The following is an 18,088-nucleotide window of genomic DNA, read 5'->3' on the forward strand; positions in this document are numbered from 1 at the left end:
GTAGGGCCCATGTTGCCAAGACTAATTCAGCTCACGGCCGCGCTTGGCGTGGGAGTATTTCTCACCCTTGCCACTCCGAGCCGAACCGATGCCGCGCAGGTCATCAATTCCAAGGGGGACATCCTCGAGCTCGTGCTCAATTCGGGCAAGCTGGTCCAGCTTGACCGTCCGGCAACCTCCGTCTTTGTCGGCAATCCGGAACTCGCCGACGTCCAGGTGCAGTCGCCGACCATTATTTATGTGTTCGGCAAGGGTACCGGAAGCACCAATCTTTTCGCCCTCGATTCGGAAGGCAAGGTGCTGCTGAACTCACCCGTGACCATCACCCATGATGTCACGTCGCTGAATGCGGCGCTGCAGGAGATCAGCCCCGGCGGCGGACTTCAGGCGCGTTCCACCCCGACCGGTATCATGCTGACCGGCAAGGTAAAATCGGCGGCGCAGGCGGAAGACGCCCGGCGCATGGCGGCGCTTTATCTGGGCGGCGGCACGGTCTTTAACCGCATCGAGGTGGCCGGCGCCATGCAGGTCAACCTGCGGGTGCGCATTGCGGAAGTCTCGCGCTCTGTGACGAAGCAGTTCGGCGTCAACTGGGAAGTTTTTGGTCGCATTGGCGATGCCTTCCTCGGCTTTGCGACGCCAACCGATATCGTGGGGAACGCCGCGAGCGGCACCATTAACCGCCTTGGCGCCGGCTCCAACTTTGTCTCCGGTTATTCCGATAGCAATGTTGATATTCTGAACGTCATTGACGCGCTTGATGAAGAGGGGCTGTTGACCATTCTGGCGGAGCCGAACCTGACGGCGCTTTCCGGCGAATCTGCAAACTTCCTCGCCGGTGGTGAGTTCCCGATCCCCGTCCCTCAGGAAGATGGCGCGATCACGGTCGAATATAAGCCGTTCGGCGTCTCGCTCAGCTTTACGCCGACCATCGTCGGGGAGAATCTCATCAATCTGCGGGTTGCGCCCGAGGTGAGCCAGCTTTCCTCCACCTCCGCCATCAATGTGGGCGGCGCCTTCATCCAGTCACTGCTGACGCGGCGGGCGCAGACAACGGTCGAGCTCGCGAGCGGACAGAGCTTCGCAATCGGCGGCCTGCTCAGCAATGACGGGGACAACAATATCTCCAAAACGCCGTTCCTTGGCGATATCCCGATCCTTGGCGCCCTGTTCCGCTCCTCGTCCTTCCAGCGCAACGAGACGGAGCTGCTGATTATCGTGACGCCCTATCTCGTCAAGCCGAGCAACTCGCGCATTGCCGAGCCGACGGACGGCTACATCCCGCCCAATGACAGGGATCTCTATCTCGGCGCGCGCAATTTCCGCCCGACATATGGCGACGCCGCGACCGCCGCTGATCAGCGGAGCGTGATCAAGACGGCGGAGAGTGATGTGCAACTTGTCGGTCCGGCCGGCTTTATTCTGGAGTAGATCTGATGCAAGTGAATCTTTTGAAGAAGAGCGCCTCCCTTGCCGGGCTCGTCGGACTGCTGATGCTGACGGCCGCCTGCACCTCGCCCGCGGGGCTGATGGGCGCCTATGACATCACCGCGACGCCGGCAAACGCAACGATCGAAAAGAAAATCACGGTCAGCACGCTCAACCCGACAATTATCGTCGGCTTCCCGGCTGCGCAATCGGGTCTCAGCGATATGGAGAAAGGGCGCCTGCTCGGCTTTGTCGACGCGCAGGGCATCAATTTCGGTGAGCCTGTCGATGTGGAGTTTCCGCGCGACGGCGGGGGCGGGCTGAACGAGCAGCGCTTTGCCGCGGTCGCCTCTTTCCTCCAGGACCGCGGCTTTAAAGTCTCGCCGCGCGTCAGCACCGAGAGCATGCCCAACGCGCTCCGTGTCACCTTCGTGAAATATGTCGCGACGGTCGATCCGGTCTGCCAGAAGGGCTGGCACAAGCCGGAGGGGCTGGGCTACGAGAATCTGCCGCTTCCCTATATGGGCTGCGCCAATGCCGAGGCGCTGGCCGGCATGGTGGCGAACCCGCGTGACCTCGTGGATCCGTCTGATGCGGATATGACGCTTGGCGAGCGGGCGGCGCGGGCCGTTGAAAAATATCGCGGTAGCAGCAGCGGCGGCGCTGCGGCTGCCACCGCCAATTAAAGGAGCGAGAGATCATGGCGAAAGCATCTTCTTTAAGCACGCTTTTCGGCAATGCGGTGTGTGAGGACTTCATGGCCTTTGTCGATGACGACAAGTCGCTTTCGGTCAGCCGCGAAGTCTGTGCCGCGCTTGATTTTTCCGAGGACGCGACGCAGGACGGCGGCATTACCGCCGCGCTTGGCCGCATCGAGCCCGGCAGCTCGCCAAAGATCGTTCTGGTCGATATCACCAAAAGCATGGATCCCGAAGGCGACATCACCCGCCTTGTCCGCAAGATGGGGGCGGAAAATACGCTGATCGTCGTCGGCGCCGCCAATGACGTCGGCGAATTTCGCAAGATGGTCGCGCTCGGCGCGAAGGACTATCTGGTGAAGCCGCTGACGTTTGATCTGATGAAGGATGCGATCGAGAATGTCGATCGCCATTCGCAGGCGATCAAGGCCCAGCAGAGCGGCCGGCTCAGCGTTGTCGTCGGCGTGCGCGGCGGTGTCGGCGCGACGACGATCGCCACCAACCTCGCCTGGATCATGGCCAATGTGCAGAAGCAGCCGACAGCGCTCCTCGACATGGACCTGCATTTCGGAACGACCACGCTTTCGCTCGATATTGAAACCGGCGGGGGCTTTCGCGAGGCGCTCGAAAATCCGCATCGTCTCGACAAGCTGTTCCTCGACAGCGCCATCGTCAAGGATGGGGACCGTCTCGCGGTTCTCGGCACCGAAGAGCCGATCGACGAGCTGGTCGAGGTGAGCGAGGATTCGATCGATGCGCTGATCGGCGAGATCAGCCAGGACTACAACCAGCTCGTCGTCGATCTGCCGCGCCATATGCTGCCGACGCAGGGCGCGTTGCTCGCGGCGGCCGATACGGTCATTCTGGTCTCCGATCAGTCACTCGCCGGCATTCGCGATATCAACCGCATCACCCAGGCGATGACCTCGCTGCAGACCAAGGGGCGCATCCTGAAAGTCGTCAGCCGCGTCGGGCAGGAGCGGTCGGCGCAGGTTTCCAAGGCGGATTTCGAGCGCGGTCTGAATGAGCCGGTGGACTATGTGATTCCGGAGGATTGCAAGACCCTGACCGTCTGCGCCAACGCCGGCAAGGCGGTTGCCGAAGTCACGACCAAAGCGCCGATCTTCAAGGCGCTTCAGGATCTGGCGGCCGATGTATCGGGCTATCAAAAGCCGAAGAAAAAAGGCCTGTTCACGATCATTCCCGGTGGCAGAAAAAAGAAGTAAGTGGGGTTGAACCGTGAGCTTATGGCGTTCATCATCAACCGACGGTAAGGATAAGTCCGCGCTTGCCGCAGCCCGCGCCGGCGGCGCTTTGCCCGCCGACCTTGCGGTGAAACTGGCGCCCGAGGTGCTGGAAAACCTGTTGCCGCAGATGGATGTCAATGCGCACCGCTCGGCCGCGGCGCAGATGGTCCGGGCCTATTTGCGCGATGTGATGAAACGCGAACGGATCGATCTCAACGTGCTTGAACAGCGCACGCTGGTCAATGACCTGACGGACGCGCTATGGCACCGCTTGAGTGAGAAACGCAACCGGATCGACACAGCGGTCTCCCGGCCCGATGCCCAGCCGTCTTTCCCCCAGGAAGACCGCGACGGGGCGGAACAGGCAATCCATAGTACGCGGATCGTCGAAGAGGGCGTGACGGTGTTCGGCGCCGATCCCGACGCACCGGTCGAGGTTGAAGCGACATTCGATCGCCCGATCGATTCAGTTGCCGCCCAGACGCAGACGGAGCGCGACGACGATGACGAGATCATCCCTGTCGTTCCGCTCGCAAAACAGCCGGATGAGGAGCCGCGCGCACCCGCTGAGGGCGTCACCTCGGCCTCGCTCTTCAATATGTCGATGGCGCCGGAGACGACCGGCAAGCCGATGAACAAGCATCTCGAGGCGATCAAGCAGACGGTGCAGCCGCTGCTGATGGAGCGGATAGATATCAGCGCCGCCGTCACCATGGACCGGCTCGATCTGGCGCGCGATATTTCCGATATCGTTACCGATATCCTGATCGAGGAGCGCATCCAGCTCAATCAGCGCGAACAGCGGGAACTGACCGAAAGCCTGATGCATGACATGCTCGGCCTCGGCCCGCTCGAGCCGCTGCTCGCCGATGAGAGCATTACCGATATCATGGTCAATGGACCGAAGCAGGTCTATGTCGAGCAGAAGGGCAAGCTCGTCCTCTCCGACTGCCAGTTCCGCGACAATGCCCATGTGATGCAGATCGCCGGGCGCATCGTCAGCCATGTCGGGCGGCGTATCGACGAATCGAATCCGCTCGTCGATGCCCGTCTTGCCGATGGCAGCCGCGTCAATATCATCATCCCGCCGCTCGCCATCGACGGGCCGTCGATCTCGATCCGTAAATTCGCCAAGCAGAAAATCACCCTTGATGTGATGGAGCGCCAGCAGAATATGTCGCCGGCGGCGGCGACCGTTCTCCGCGTTGCTGGCCGCTGCCGGCTCAATATCCTGATCTCGGGCGGTACGGGCTCGGGTAAAACTACTATGCTGAACGCCATTTCCCAGCTGATCGACCCGGGCGAGCGGATTGTCACCATCGAAGACGCGGCGGAGCTGCAGCTGCAGCAGCCGCATGTGGTGCGGCTTGAGACCCGCAGCGCCAATCTTGAGGGCGGCGGCGAGATCACCATGCGCGATCTTCTGAAAAACGCGCTGCGTATGCGCCCCGATCGCATCATTCTTGGCGAAATTCGCGGCAGTGAAGCTATTGACATGCTGCAGGCGATGAATACCGGCCATGACGGCTCGCTCTCGACCATTCACGCCAACCGCCCGCGCGAGGCGCTGACCCGGCTTGAGAATATGGTTGGCATGTCGGGTGTCAATCTCCCGGCCAAGGCGGTGCGCACGCAGATTGCGTCGGCCATCGACCTGATCGTCCAGGTCAGCCGTATGCGCGACGGGGTGCGCCGCGTCACCTATATTTCCGAGGTTGTCGGCATGGAAGAGGATGTGATCACCATGCAGGATCTCTTCTGGTACGAGTTCCAGGGCGAGGACAAGGGCGGGCGGCTGATCGGCGAGTTTAAATCATCCGGGCTGCGGCCGCATTTCACGCCGCGCGCCGCCTATTTCGGTCTCGACAAGATGCTTGTAGGAGCGATGTGATGGATCAGATGACACTTATGTTCGTCGTTGGCGGCGCGACGCTGCTGGTTTCGCTCGCGCTCGTCTTTGCTCTCGCCGGGGACGATGGCCACGGCCGCGATATGAAACGGCGGCTCGCCGAGATCAGCGAGGGGCAGAAGCCGTCAAATCCGACAAAAGCCCGTCACTCGGCCCGCCGCAAGCAGGATACCAGCGGCTTCAAGATCCTCGACAATATCATCCGGGCGCTGATCCCGAAGCCGGAACAGCTGAAAATCCGTCTCGAAAAGACCGGCTACAAGATCACCATTTCACGCTATGCCACCTTTACCGGCATCCTGATTCTGCTGATCATCGGCGCGGGCCATTATCTTTATGGCCTGCCGATGTTTCTTGCCATCCCGACCGGGCTCGCGGCCGGCCTTTTCCTGCCGCATGTCACCATCGGCTTCCTCGGCAAGCGGCGGATCAATAAATTCATGAAAACATTCCCCGAAGCGATCGAGCTGCTCTGCCGCGGACTTCGCGCCGGCCTTCCCATCAGTGAGGCCATCGTCACCGTCGGCAATGATGCGCCCGATCCTGTCGGCAAGGAGTTCCGCGGCGTCGCCAACGCCATGCGCATCGGCCAGAGCCTCGAGCAGGGGCTTTGGGATGTCGCGCGGCGCATCGATATTCCCGATTTCAAATTCCTGATCATCGCCATTTCGATCCAGCGCGAGACCGGCGGTAACCTTGCCGAAACGCTCGGCGGGCTTGCCAACACCCTGCGCAAACGGCGGCAGATCAAGCTGAAAATCAAAGCCATGTCATCGGAAGCGCGGGCCAGCGCCTGGATTATCGGCTCCTTGCCCTTCATCATGTTCTTCCTGCTTTGGCTCGCCAATGATTCCTACGTCCTGACCCTCATCAACGATCCGCGCGGCATGTATATGATCGGCGCCGGGCTGACGATGATCTCGTTCGGCGTCGGCGTGATGGCGAAAATGGTCCGCTTCGAGATCTAGGAGGTCGCTATGGTCGATATCGTCACCCTTTTTCCCGACTGGCTGCGCGATGAGAATATGCTGGCGCTGATTGCGGGCGTTGCCTCCTTCGCGGTTGTGATGATGATGTGGAACGCGCTGCTTGTGAAAGACACGCTGCCGGCCCGCATCAAAAGCCTTGAGAAGCGGCGCAACAAGCTGAAGACCGAGATGCTCGGCCAGACCAAGCAGCGCAGCAAGCTGGTGATGCGCGAAACGATCATGCACCGCGTCGTCAAGAAGCTGCAGCTCATGCGCGGGGAGCGGGCGCAGGTGATCGCGGCCAAGCTCGCAAAGGGCGGCTGGCGCTCGAAAGATGCGCTGGTGGCCTATCTGTTTGCAAAAATTTCGCTGCCGGTTCTGTTTGCCGTCCTGACGGCGGTCTATCTGTTCGGCACGCATGCCGTGGAGTGGGGCGTCGCGGTGAAGCTGCTGGTTTCAGGCTTTGCCGGGCTGATCGGCTATCTGTTGCCCGATACCCTCGTCAAGAACCGCGTCACCAAGCGCTATCAGGCGATCCGCAAGTCGCTGCCAGATGCGCTCGACCTGCTGGTGATCTGCACCGAGGCCGGGCTCAACCTCGACAGCGGCCTCGACCGCGTATGCCGTGAAATATCCAACTCCGCACCTGAGCTCTCCGATGAACTCGGCCTTGCCTCCATCGAGCTTGGCTTTCTGCCCGATCGCAAGATGGCGCTCGCCAACCTTGCCGCGCGCGTTGATTTCCAGGCCATGACGACGCTCGTCAACACGCTGATCCAGACCGAGAAATACGGAACGCCTCTGGCTGTTGCCCTGCGCGTGCTGGCCTCGGAAATGCGCGATGAGCGGCTCATGAAGGCGGAAGAAAAGGCCGCCCGCCTGCCTGCGATCATGACTGTGCCGATGATTATCTTCATCCTGCCGGCCCTCTTTATCGTCCTGATCGGCCCGGCCGTCCTGAAAGCCATCGACGCTTTCTAGGCGCCCTTGCTGGAGCATCGATAGCGCTTCGGCTCGTCCAGGCTAGTTCCACAAACAGCGCTGCATCGGCGTGCCGCAGACAAAAGAAAAAGGGCCGGATGATATCCGGCCCTTTCTTTATTCGTGGGTCAGCCCCTCAGAAGACGCCGGGGACATCCTCGGTGTCGGCGACCATACCGTTCGCGGGTGTCTTGGGGCTAGGTGCGTCGCTATCGACCATGCGCTGGCCGGGAGCGAGGGCGGGCGCCTGCTGAGGCGCGGGTCCGGCCTTCTTCGGTGCGGGCATAAAGCAGTCGAAGCTGCGGGCCTGAAGCGCCGCGCAAAGATCCAGCATCCGCGCCTTGTCGCTGAAGCCGCCGATCTGCAGGCGGTAATGAACACCGCCATTGTCCTCGCCAAGGTCGGCGTAGCTATAAACCGGTTCAATGTCGCCGAGCAGGTCGGTGTTCTGCGACTGGACAATCTGCCAGCCCTTTTCGGCCAGCGGCTTGTCCTTATAGGAGCCGATCTGCAGGAAGTAGTTGCCGCCATCCGGCAGATAGGCGGTGACCTCCTTCGTGAAGGCGGCCTTCATGACGGTTGGCGTGGCAGCGCTGGTCTCCGCGGCGACGGCTGCTTTGGGGGCGGCCGGTGCGGCGGGCTTGCTTGCGATTGTCCATTCGCGCGAGGGGGCCGGCTTCTCGGCGGCGCCTGCAACCGCGGGAGAGGGGGCACTCGGCGTGGAGGATGCCGTAGCGTTAGCCGTCGCCGTCGCCTTGGCCTGCTGCTTTACGACTTCCGCATGGGCGACGATCATTTCGTCGGCGGATTTCGGCGCAGATTTCTCGGCCGTCACGACCGGAGCGATATCCTGCACGGGGGTGGCCTGCGCGCTGTCGGCCTTGGCGACCATGACAGGCGCGAGCGGCGCCGGGATCAGCTTCTTCGGCGCGTCCGTAGGCTTGGTGCGCGATGCATCGGTGCTGAGATGATCGGTATCCATCCGGGCAACGAGCCGGTCCGGATTTTCCGGCAGCCGCGGCGCATCGAGCTTTTCAGCGACGACCGGTTGCTGATACGATGCCTTCATTGCCCGCATCTGCTGATCGAGGGTGCGGACATCCTCATCCGTCTTGCCGTTGAGCGCTGCGAAATAGAGCGCGTTGTTGCGCGTCTCCTCCTCGGAGAGATCCATGCGGGAGTATTTCAGCGCTTCGCCCGATTTGCCGGCCAGCCCGTAGATCAGCGCCAGCGTCTGGCGATGCTTGGCGGTTGCCTCCGGCATTTCGGTCACCGTTTTCAAAATGGCGATGCCCTGATCCGTATTGCCGCTAAGGGCGAGAGAGAGGGCGAGATTGCTTTTGTAGTTGAGGTTCTCGGGATCGGCCTGAATGGCTTTGCGATAGTAGTCCTGCGCCTTCGTATGATCGCCGGCCTTGTCGAGCGCGACGGCGAGGCCGCCAAGCGATTTCGCATCCTCTGCGTTGATCTCGAGCGCGCGGGTGAAATGTTGCGATGCCTGATAGGGCTTCTCAAGCTGGAGATAGATATAGCCGAGACCCTGCAACGCATTGATACTGCTGCGATCGCGCATGAGCGCCTCGTTATAGGCAGCGGCGGCCTGATCGAGCTTGCCCGTTTCGCGAAGGATATCGCCCATCGCGAGAAGCGGCGCGGCTGCGCGCGGCTCCTGTTCCGCGGCGCCTGCATAGAGACGCAGGGCTGTCGGCGCGTCATTGCGATCCCGCGCGCGATCGGCCACCCGCATCAGGGATTTGTAATTAAGTCCCTTGGTGTCGGGTGCGTCGGCCGCGCGGCTTGCGACCGGCGCTGACTCGGCCGAGGTCGGGTAGGCCGACGCGGTTGTCGTCGAGGTGGTGTTACAGCCCGCGACAACCAGTCCAGTGGTGGCGAGAAGGGCTATCCGTAAGCGGGCAGCAAGCAGATTATGATGTGGCACGGCTCGGGCCTCTCTTCTGATCAGTGAACCAATGGCCACATCGTAGGGATATCTTCCTTAAAAACGGTTAATGCATAAGGAAAATTGTCCTAAAATTGGCGAAAAACTGCGCATTGCGCCGTGCCTCTCTAGATCAGCCGCCGCCGCGAGGGGGCCGGCGCAACCGGGACGGGGCGCGATGCGGGCGCAGGCACCGCTACCGGGTGACCGCCGCCGTCGCCAAGCGCCGGGTTGATGAAGCGATCGAACATGCCGGCGCGGATATGCTCGGGCAGGGCGGCGAAGAGCGCGACGGTGTTCTGCAGTCCGATACCGTTTACGAAATTCGCAATCGCAATGGTAAGCAGCCCGGTGCGGACCGTGCCGGCGTCGATGCCATGCTGGTGACACCTTGCGAGTGCATCGGAAAATTCCCGGGCGACGAGATCGTTCATGCTATCCTTTTTCATGTTCCCCTCCATTTGTCTTATGATGCGCTAATGAACATGTACAGATAACGAATGATCAGGGCAGCTGTGACGGGGCGCGCCGGGTTTTTTTTATTCACGACTTTTTTCGCTGTTTATGCCCTATAATCGATAGAAACAGAGAGAGACGCGGACAGTTTCCAAGGCACAGAGGGATAAGGATGAGCGACGAGACGTTGCAGAGCTTTGCGGATATGGTGGCTGCGAGCCGGAAAATTGTTGTTTTCACAGGCGCCGGGATCAGCACGGAATCGGGGATCCCCGATTTTCGAAGCCCGGGCGGTCTCTGGGAGAAGAACCGCCCCATCGATTTTTCGGAGTTTATCAGCTCGCCCGAGGCGCGGCGCGAAAGCTGGCGGCGCAAATTCGCCATGGACAGCGTGATGGCGACGGCGAAGCCGAATGCGGGTCACCGGGCGATTTCCGATCTCTACCGGCGCGGCAAGCTCAAGGCGGTGATCACGCAGAATATAGACGGCCTGCATCAGGCGTCCGGTATTCCTGAGGACGATGTCATCGAAATTCACGGCAACACGACCTATGCAAAATGCCTCGATTGCCACGCGCGGATGGAACTGGCGGCGGTGCGCGAGATTTTTATCCCCGACGGGACATTGCCCGAATGCGCACACTGCGGCGGGCTGATCAAGACGGCGACGATTTCCTTTGGTCAGGCGATGCCGGAAGCTGAGATGCGCCGGGCGACGGAGGCGGCGTTCGACTGTGATCTTTTCATTTCCATCGGCTCCTCGCTCGTCGTCTATCCGGCGGCGGAACTGCCGCTCATCGCGCGCCAGAGGGGGGCGGATCTGGTCATCCTCAACCGCGAACCGACGCCGCTCGATCATCACGCGACGCTGGTGCTCAATCGCGAAATCGGCGAGACGCTGTCCGTTGTCACAGGGGCGTAAGAAAGCGGCGGCAAAAGGGGAGGCCGCCCACATCGTCCCGCGGCCTTTTCGTCATTGAGTGAGGTGAAATGTCCCCTGATCCCGGCAATTTCTGGCGCTTTCTGCTGTTCCTCCTGCTGACGACGGGACCGCTTGCGCTGCTGTTGCTGTTGCCCGCGTTTCGGGACGGCATAACCGGCCTTGAATATACGGCGCTGCTGGGCGCGGTTGCTCTCCCCTCGCTTCTCATATATTTGCGGATCCGGCGGGAGCTTCGACGGGTTGCCGAAAGGATGGAGCAGGCGGCAACGATGTCGCCGCTCGCTGTCCAGGCGACGGACGGCGCGGGCGGTGGACTGCTCCCGGTCGACAATCTGCTGCTGGCGATGGAGCAGTATCGCCGCGTTCTGCGACATATGCTGCGCGAAGCGGAAATGCGCCAGACGGAAACGGGGCTGCTTTTCGATCTCCTGCCCGATCCTGTCCTCGTCCTTGGGCGGGGGCGGCAGATCAACCGCTCCAACGCGGCCGCCAAGCGCTTCTTTCACGCGCCCGAGATGAGCGGAGATCTCAGCCGCTTCATCCGTCATCCGGCGCTTTTGAAAGCGGTCGATCTGGCCGCTGATGGCGGGGCGCGGGAAAGCGAGCGGATCGAATTTACCGTCCCCGATGTCGTCCCGCGCCATGTCGCCGGCTATATCGTCAGCCTGAAGGATAAGGAGGAGCGCGTCGGCGCCGAACTGATCCTGACCTTGCACGATCTTACCGAGGCACGGCGGATGCAGCAGATGCGCGTTGATTTCATCGCCAATGCGAGCCATGAACTCCGCACTCCGCTTGCCATACTGACGGGGGCGCTCGAGACGCTGATGGGGCCTGCGCGTCATGACGTTGCGGCGCATGAGCGCTTCTTCACGATGATGCAGACGCAGACGGCGCGTATGTCGCAGCTAGTCAACGATCTTCTCTCGCTCTCGCAGATCGAGATCAGCGAGCATACGCGCCCGACGGAGAAGGTGGAGATGGCGCGGCTGCTGGGCGCGGTTGCCGATCTTTTGCGCGCAAAAGCGGCGGAGCTTGATAAACGCATCCGTCTCGAGATGCCGGAGGGCGATGTCGCCATCATCGGCGATTTTGATCAACTCACCCAGGTGTTCACCAATCTCGTCGACAATGCGCTGAAATACGGCCGCGAGAAAAGCGAGGTGGTGATCCATCTGACGCGCGGGCGGACGGAAGCGCGCGTCTCCGTGATCGACGAGGGCGAGGGGATCGGGGAGGAGCATATCGCCCGCCTGACCGAGCGCTTCTACCGCGTCAATGACGATCGGAGCCGCAAGCTCGGCGGAACGGGGCTCGGCCTTGCCATCGTCAAGCATATCGTGAGTCGCCATCGCGGCCATCTTGAGATCACATCGCGCCCTGGCGAAGGCTCCGTCTTTACCGTGCGGCTTCCGGTGTACGGATCATAACCTATTGATAAATAATATTATTTAGGAACACCGTTCATTGTAACAAATGTGTCATGGAACTGTAGTATTTCTGACGCCAGTCGAGCGCAGAGTTCAGCTACCGACAGAGATGCTGTCGCCAGTAATGAACGGAGAATGACACGTGCTAAACAGAACTATTGGTCTTGCAATCGCGGCAACAGTTGCCGCCGCCGCTTTCTCGGGTGAGGCGCTGGCCCGCGACCAGATCCGGATCGTCGGCTCATCAACGGTTTTCCCTTTCTCAACGGTCGTCGCCGAAGCGTTCGGCGCCAGCGGCAGCTTTAAAACCCCGGTCGTCGAGAGCACGGGCTCGGGCGGCGGGCTGAAGCTTTTCTGTGCGGGCGCGGGACTTGATACGCCCGATATCACCAACTCCTCCCGGCGCATCAAGCAGTCCGAGATCGATACTTGCGCCGCGAACGGCGTTGAGGCGGTTACCGAAGTCAAGATCGGCTATGACGGCATCGTCATCGCCAATTCCAAGGCATCGCCGCTCTTTCATCTGACCACGAAGCAGATTTTCATGGCGCTCGCCAAGCAGGTGCCGGTGGAGGGCAAGCTGGTCGACAATCCCTACACGCGCTGGAGCGATATTGATCCCTCACTCCCCGCCGTGAAGATCGAAGTGCTGGGTCCGCCGCCGACGAGCGGCACGCGCGATGCCTTTGTCGAGCTTGCGATGGAAGCGGGCGCCGATGAATTCGAGCTGTTGCGGGACCTCAAGAAATCGGACGGCAACGCCTATAAGAGCGCGGCGCATTCGGTGCGCGAGGACGGCGCCTATATTGAAGCGGGCGAGAATGACAACCTGATCGTCCAGAAACTTGAGGCCAACCCCGATGCGCTCGGTATCTTCGGGTTCAGCTTCCTTGACCAGAACGCCGACAAGCTGCAGGGCAGCACGGTTGGCGGTGTCGAGCCGACATTTGAGAATATCGCCGAGGGAAGCTACGGCATCTCCCGCTCGCTCTATTTCTACGTGAAGAACGCCCATGTCGGCAAAGTTCCGGGGATCACGGAGTTTCTCAGTGAATTCACCAGCGAGCAAGCGTTTGGCGAGTTTGGCTACCTGACGGACAAGGGCCTTATCCCGCTCTCCGACGCGGAGCGCGAAAAAGTGCGGGCCGAGACGCTTGCGCTTACCCCGCTTGTCCTGAACTGACCGTTCGGGGAGGCGGGGTGACGAGCCCCGCCTCGCCGGCAGAGATTTCACGCCGCGGCGCGGCTTTGGAAAAGTAACTGATATGAGCTTCTATCCGCTTCTGATCGTGCTGCTGATGCTTTCTGCCGCCGGATACTGGTTCGGCTCGAAGAAGGCGCTTGGCCTCGCTCGAAGCTCGGCAGGCCCGGTCCGCCAGAGGCCGCATCAGGTCGGTCTTTTCGTCTTTATCTGGGCCTCCCTGCCGCCGCTGCTCCTGGGTGGCGTCTGGGCGGCGTATCACGTCCTTCCGCTCTCGATCGAGGCGGGTACTGACCGGCAGATTGATACCGTTTTCTTCCCCGTCCTTGCGATGATGCTGGCCGCGGGCGGGCTTTGCCTGGCGCTGCGTCGGGTCGGGCCCAATCTCAAGGTGCGCAAGAGCATCGAGGCGGTTGTGCTCGCGATCCTGATGCTGGCATCGATCATCTCCATTCTGACGACTGTCGGCATTGTCTTTTCGCTCCTCTTCGAGACGATCCAGTTCTTCCGGAAAGTGCCGATGAGCGAGTTTTTCTTCGGTCTCAACTGGAGCCCGCAGACCGCGCTTCGCGCCGATCAGGTGGGATCGAGCGGGGCGTTCGGCTCGGTGCCGCTCTTTACCGGAACGCTGCTGATCACCTTTATCGCGATGTGCGTCGCCGTCCCGCTCGGGCTCCTCAGCGCCATCTATATGACGGAATATGCGTCCGACCGCTTTCGCGCCGTGGTGAAGCCGCTGCTGGAGATCCTCGCCGGCATCCCGACGGTCGTCTACGGCTTTTTTGCGGCCCTCACGGTCGGCGTCTTTTTCCGCGATCTCGGCGCCTCGCTCGGCATCAGCATTGTCTCCGAAAGCGCGCTTGCCGCCGGCGTGGTGATGGGGATGATGATCATTCCCTTCGTCTCCTCGCTCAGCGACGATATCATCATGGCGGTGCCGCAGTCGCTTCGCGACGGCTCCTATGCGCTCGGCGCGACCCGTTCGGAGACGATGCGGAAAGTCATTCTTCCGGCGGCGCTGCCCGGCATTGTCGGCGCCGTCCTGCTGGCCGTCAGCCGCGCCATTGGTGAGACGATGATCGTTGTGATGGCGGCAGGCTTTGCGGCCAATTTAACTGCCAATCCGCTCGAAGCCGTCACCACCGTCACCGTGCAGATTGTCGGCCTGCTGGTTGGCGATCAGGAATTTGACAGCGCCAAGACGCTGGCGGCGTTCGCGCTTGCGCTGGTGCTCTTTGTCATCACCCTCTGCCTGAACGTGATCGCCCTGATCGTCGTTCGCAAATATCGGGAAAAATATGACTGATATCCGCAACTCATCGCTGGAAACGACCTGGAATTCAGCGCGCTACAAGAAGAGCCTCGCGCGCCGCAAACGCGCCGAGCGGCGCTTTCGAAGGATCGGTCTCGCGGCGATCCTGACGGCGCTCGCGCTTCTCGGCATTTTGCTCTTCAGTATTTTCAGCAAGGGCTACACGGCCTTTATCCAGACCTATGTCACCCTTGATGTGACTTTCAGCGAGGCCGTGATCGATCCCGCGGGGACACGTTCGCCCGAGGTTCTGCGCGGCGCCAATTACGCCAAAATAATCCAGGACAGCCTGCGCGCGCGCTTCCCCGATGTGGAGGGGCGGCGGGATCTTCGCGCGCTCTTTGCGCTGCTTAGCAACGATGCCAACGATACGCTGCGAAATATGGTGCTGGAGCGCCCCGAAGTGATCGGCCAAACGCTCCCGGTCGCGCTGCTCGCAAGCGATGACGTGGATATGCTCACCAAGGGCTATATTGACCGGAATCTGGCCGAGGACAACCGCCGCGTCAAGGACAAGGAACTTTTGTGGATCGATGATCTGGAAGCGAACGGGCAGATCGCGACGCGGTTCAACAGCGGCTTCTTCACCCGCGGCGACAGCCGCGAGCCGGAGAAGGCGGGCCTTGCCGGGGCGATGGTCGGATCCTTCTACACCCTCCTGATCACCATCGCGATCGCCTTTCCAATCGGCGTCATGACGGCGATCTATCTTGAGGAGTTTGCGCCCCGCAACAAATTCAACGATCTGATCGAGGTGAATATCAATAATCTTGCGGCGGTCCCCTCCATCGTCTTCGGCCTGCTCGGGCTCGCGATCTTTCTGAACGTTGCGCATCTGCCGCGTTCGGCGCCAATCGTTGGCGGGCTGACGCTTGCCCTGATGACGCTGCCGACGATCATTATCGCCGCCCGCGCCGCCATTCGCGCGGTGCCCGACAGCATCCGCCAGGGCGCGCTCGGCCTTGGCGCCTCGAAGCAGCAGGCGGCCTTTCACTATGTCCTGCCGCTCTCGATGCCGGGTATCCTGACCGGCACGATCATCGGCCTTGCCCAGGCGCTCGGCGAGACGGCGCCGCTCCTGATGATCGGGATGGTCGCCTTTATTGCCGATATTCCGGGCGGGATCACCGACCCCGCGACCGTGATGCCGGTACAGATTTTCCTCTGGGCGGACAGCCCGGAACGTGCTTTTGTTGAAAAAACCTCCGGCGCGATCATGGTGCTGCTCGCCTTCCTCATTGTGATGAATGCGCTCGCAGTCTTCCTTCGCAAAAAGTTTGAGCGTCGCTGGTAAAAAGGAAATGACGATGCAGATGCAATTTGAAACCGAAACGACGATGCGCGCGGGCGCGCCGGAGCGGCAGGCCGTAATTGAGACGCGCGATGTGAATGTCTTTTACGGCGATAATCACGCGCTTCGCGGCGTGTCGCTCGATATCCCGAAGCATCAGGTGACAGCCCTGATCGGGCCATCGGGCTGCGGCAAATCAACCTATCTTCGCTGCCTTAACCGGATGAATGACACGGTCGAGGGCTGCCGCGTCACGGGACGCATCCTGCTTGACGGCGTCGATATTTACGGACCGGACGTTGATGAGGTGCTGCTCCGCGCCCGGGTCGGCATGGTGTTCCAGAAGCCGAACCCGTTTCCGAAATCGATCTATGACAATGTTGCCTACGGGCCGCGCATCCACGGCCTTGCCGCGAGCAAGAGCGAGCTGGATGAAATCGTCCTCACCTGTCTTGAAAAGGCGGGGCTGCTGAAGGAAGTGCAGGACCGGCTGCATTCGAGCGGGACGGGTCTCTCCGGCGGGCAGCAGCAGCGCCTCTGCATCGCCCGGGCGCTCGCGGTGCGGCCCGATATCATCCTGATGGATGAGCCCTGCTCGGCGCTCGACCCCATCGCCACCGCCAAGGTCGAGGAGCTGATCGATGATCTGAAGCAGTATTACACCATCATCATCGTCACCCATTCCATGCAGCAGGCCGCTCGCGTCTCGCAGCGCACCGCTTTCTTCCATCTTGGCGAGATTGTCGAGACGGGAACGACGGAGCAGATCTTTACCAGCCCCACGGACCAGCGGACGCAAGGCTATATCACCGGCCGGTTCGGCTGACGGTTTCACGGACAGGAGACGCGAGAATGACAAGCGGACATATCGTAACGGCCTTCGATCAGGAGCTGGCGGAGGTGCAGAACGCCATCATCGAGATGGGCGGCCTTGCGGAAACCCAGCTCGAAGCGGCGGTGCACGCGCTCACCGAGCGCAATAGCGAGCTTGCGCTTCGCACCATCGAGGGGGACCGCGCCGTGGATGATCTGGAGCATCACGTCGATGATATGACGATCCGGTTGCTGGCGCTCAGAAGCCCGGTCGCCGGGGATCTGCGCATCGTTATCTCCGGACTCAAGATCGCCTCGCTGCTGGAGCGTGTTGCGGATTACGCGGCGAATATCGCAAAGCGGGTCATCGCACTCAACCACGCGCCGACCCTCGCGCCGATTTCGGCCATCCCCCGGATGAGCGAACTGGTCCGGCGCATGATCCACGATACGCTGACCGCCTACAGCAACGGCGATGCCGAACTCGCCCTCGACGTCTGGGTGCGCGATCAGGAGGTCGATCAGCTCTATAACAGCATGTTCCGTGAGCTGTTGACCTTTATGATGGAGGATCCGCGCAGTATCACAAGCTGCACGCATCTTATCTTCATGGCCAAGAATATCGAACGGATCGGCGATCATATGACGAATATCGCCGAGATCATCATCTATCAGGTGACCGGGGAAATGCCGAAGGAGCCGCGCCCAAAAGGCGATAAGACAAGTGTCACCATGATCGAGCCGAAAGACGTCTGATCAAGACGGGATGCAGGATATGAAAATACTGATTGTCGAAGACGAACCGGCGATGGTCGAGCTGCTGCGCTATAACCTCGAAAGCGAAGGCTTTGACGTCGTCTCCGCCCATGACGGGGAGGAGGGGCTGCTTGCGGTGGAGGAGGAACAGCCGGACCTGCTTCTCCTCGACTGGATGCTGCCCGGCGTCTCGGGGATTGAGCTTTGCCGCCGGATCCGGCGTGATGGCAAAAATTCGGCCCTGCCGATCATCATGATTACGGCGCGCGGCGAAGAACATGATCGAGTGCGCGGCCTTGATATCGGCGCCGATGACTATGTGACGAAGCCCTTCTCGCCGGCCGAGCTTATGGCCCGCATCCGGGCGCTCCTGCGTCGCCGCAATCCCGATATCGGCGCGGAAAAGCTGACGGTCGGGGATGTCGAGCTGGACCTCGTCGCCTATCGCGTGCGGCGCGGGGAGCGGGATCTGCATCTCGGCCCGACCGAATTCAAGCTGCTGCGCTTCTTCATGGAAAGGGCCGGGCGGGTGCTGACCCGCGATCAGCTCCTCGATGGCGTTTGGGGGCAGAATGTCTATCTTGAGGATCGCACGGTCGATGTGCATATCCGCCGCCTGCGCAAGGCCCTCAATGCAGGCGATGAGCCCGACCTGATCCGCACCGTGCGCGCCGTCGGCTATTGCTTCGAGCGCGTTTAGGCGCGGGCCATTTCAG

At 61.2% G+C, this 18,088-nt stretch carries 16 protein-coding genes; 14 read left to right on the plus strand and 2 right to left on the minus strand.

The window, feature by feature from the left end; translation table 11 throughout:
- Positions 1–9: 9 nt before the first annotated feature.
- The 6 genes from V7Z56_RS02775 to V7Z56_RS02800 all read left to right on the plus strand — a co-directional run bounded on the left by V7Z56_RS02775 (position 10) and on the right by V7Z56_RS02800 (position 7,231).
- Entirely contained in the window at positions 10–1,431 is a 1,422-nt protein-coding gene (locus tag V7Z56_RS02775; RefSeq protein WP_334127817.1) for a type II and III secretion system protein family protein, read from the plus strand.
- Between the two features lie 5 nt (positions 1,432–1,436).
- Complete coding sequence (locus V7Z56_RS02780; RefSeq protein WP_334127818.1) at positions 1,437–2,114, plus strand: CpaD family pilus assembly lipoprotein; 678 nt, start codon at positions 1,437–1,439, stop codon at positions 2,112–2,114.
- A 14-nt stretch (positions 2,115–2,128) separates the two neighbouring features.
- Positions 2,129–3,352 carry an AAA family ATPase gene (locus V7Z56_RS02785; RefSeq protein WP_334127819.1) on the plus strand — a complete coding sequence of 408 codons (1,224 nt, stop codon included), beginning with the start codon at positions 2,129–2,131 and terminating at the stop codon, positions 3,350–3,352.
- 418 nt (positions 3,353–3,770) lie between these two features.
- On the plus strand, positions 3,771–5,264 hold the full coding sequence (locus V7Z56_RS02790; RefSeq protein ID WP_443023739.1) for a CpaF family protein: 1,494 nt from the start codon (positions 3,771–3,773) through the stop codon (positions 5,262–5,264).
- Positions 5,264–6,250, plus strand: a complete 987-nt coding sequence (locus V7Z56_RS02795) for a type II secretion system F family protein (RefSeq protein WP_334127821.1) — start codon at positions 5,264–5,266, stop codon at positions 6,248–6,250. The genes V7Z56_RS02790 and V7Z56_RS02795 overlap by 1 nt, the downstream gene beginning before the upstream one ends.
- Positions 6,251–6,259: 9 nt before the next feature.
- A complete protein-coding gene (locus V7Z56_RS02800) occupies positions 6,260–7,231 on the plus strand; it encodes a type II secretion system F family protein (RefSeq protein ID WP_334127822.1) in 972 nt (323 codons plus the stop codon).
- A 136-nt stretch (positions 7,232–7,367) separates the two neighbouring features.
- On the opposite strand, the gene V7Z56_RS02805 is transcribed toward V7Z56_RS02800, so the two are convergent.
- Together V7Z56_RS02805 and V7Z56_RS02810 are read right to left on the minus strand one after the other, a co-directional pair.
- A complete protein-coding gene (locus V7Z56_RS02805; RefSeq protein ID WP_334127823.1) occupies positions 7,368–9,170 on the minus strand; it encodes an SPOR domain-containing protein in 1,803 nt (600 codons plus the stop codon).
- Positions 9,171–9,298: 128 nt separating this feature from the next.
- Positions 9,299–9,619: a hypothetical protein gene (locus tag V7Z56_RS02810; protein WP_334127824.1), complete on the minus strand. Its 321-nt coding sequence runs from the start codon at positions 9,617–9,619 to the stop codon at positions 9,299–9,301.
- A gap of 179 nt (positions 9,620–9,798) precedes the next feature.
- On the opposite strand from V7Z56_RS02810, the gene V7Z56_RS02815 reads away from it, so the two are divergent.
- The 8 genes from V7Z56_RS02815 (at position 9,799) to phoB (ending at position 18,072) form a co-directional block, all read left to right on the plus strand.
- A complete protein-coding gene (locus tag V7Z56_RS02815) occupies positions 9,799–10,548 on the plus strand; it encodes an SIR2 family NAD-dependent protein deacylase (RefSeq protein WP_334127825.1) in 750 nt (249 codons plus the stop codon).
- 68 nt (positions 10,549–10,616) lie between these two features.
- The gene (locus V7Z56_RS02820) at positions 10,617–11,999 is read left to right on the plus strand and encodes an ATP-binding protein (protein ID WP_334127826.1); all 1,383 of its coding nucleotides are present in this window, start codon (positions 10,617–10,619) and stop codon (positions 11,997–11,999) included.
- Positions 12,000–12,141: 142 nt separating this feature from the next.
- Positions 12,142–13,182 carry a PstS family phosphate ABC transporter substrate-binding protein gene (locus tag V7Z56_RS02825; RefSeq protein WP_334127827.1) on the plus strand — a complete coding sequence of 347 codons (1,041 nt, stop codon included), beginning with the start codon at positions 12,142–12,144 and terminating at the stop codon, positions 13,180–13,182.
- Between the two features lie 82 nt (positions 13,183–13,264).
- Complete coding sequence (gene pstC / locus V7Z56_RS02830; protein WP_334127828.1) at positions 13,265–14,506, plus strand: phosphate ABC transporter permease subunit PstC; 1,242 nt, start codon at positions 13,265–13,267, stop codon at positions 14,504–14,506.
- Positions 14,499–15,806, plus strand: coding sequence for a phosphate ABC transporter permease PstA (pstA, locus tag V7Z56_RS02835; protein ID WP_334127829.1), 1,308 nt, complete (start codon positions 14,499–14,501; stop codon positions 15,804–15,806). The genes pstC and pstA overlap by 8 nt, the downstream gene beginning before the upstream one ends.
- Positions 15,807–15,849: 43 nt before the next feature.
- Complete coding sequence (pstB, locus tag V7Z56_RS02840) at positions 15,850–16,629, plus strand: phosphate ABC transporter ATP-binding protein PstB (protein ID WP_334127933.1); 780 nt, start codon at positions 15,850–15,852, stop codon at positions 16,627–16,629.
- A 26-nt stretch (positions 16,630–16,655) separates the two neighbouring features.
- Positions 16,656–17,372, plus strand: coding sequence for a phosphate signaling complex protein PhoU (phoU, locus tag V7Z56_RS02845; protein WP_334127830.1), 717 nt, complete (start codon positions 16,656–16,658; stop codon positions 17,370–17,372).
- Between the two features lie 19 nt (positions 17,373–17,391).
- On the plus strand, positions 17,392–18,072 hold the full coding sequence (phoB, locus tag V7Z56_RS02850; RefSeq protein ID WP_334127831.1) for a phosphate regulon transcriptional regulator PhoB: 681 nt from the start codon (positions 17,392–17,394) through the stop codon (positions 18,070–18,072).
- Positions 18,073–18,088 lie beyond the last annotated feature (16 nt).

Source organism: Sneathiella sp. (genome assembly GCF_036844445.1).
Taxonomy (GTDB): domain Bacteria; phylum Pseudomonadota; class Alphaproteobacteria; order Sneathiellales; family Sneathiellaceae; genus Sneathiella.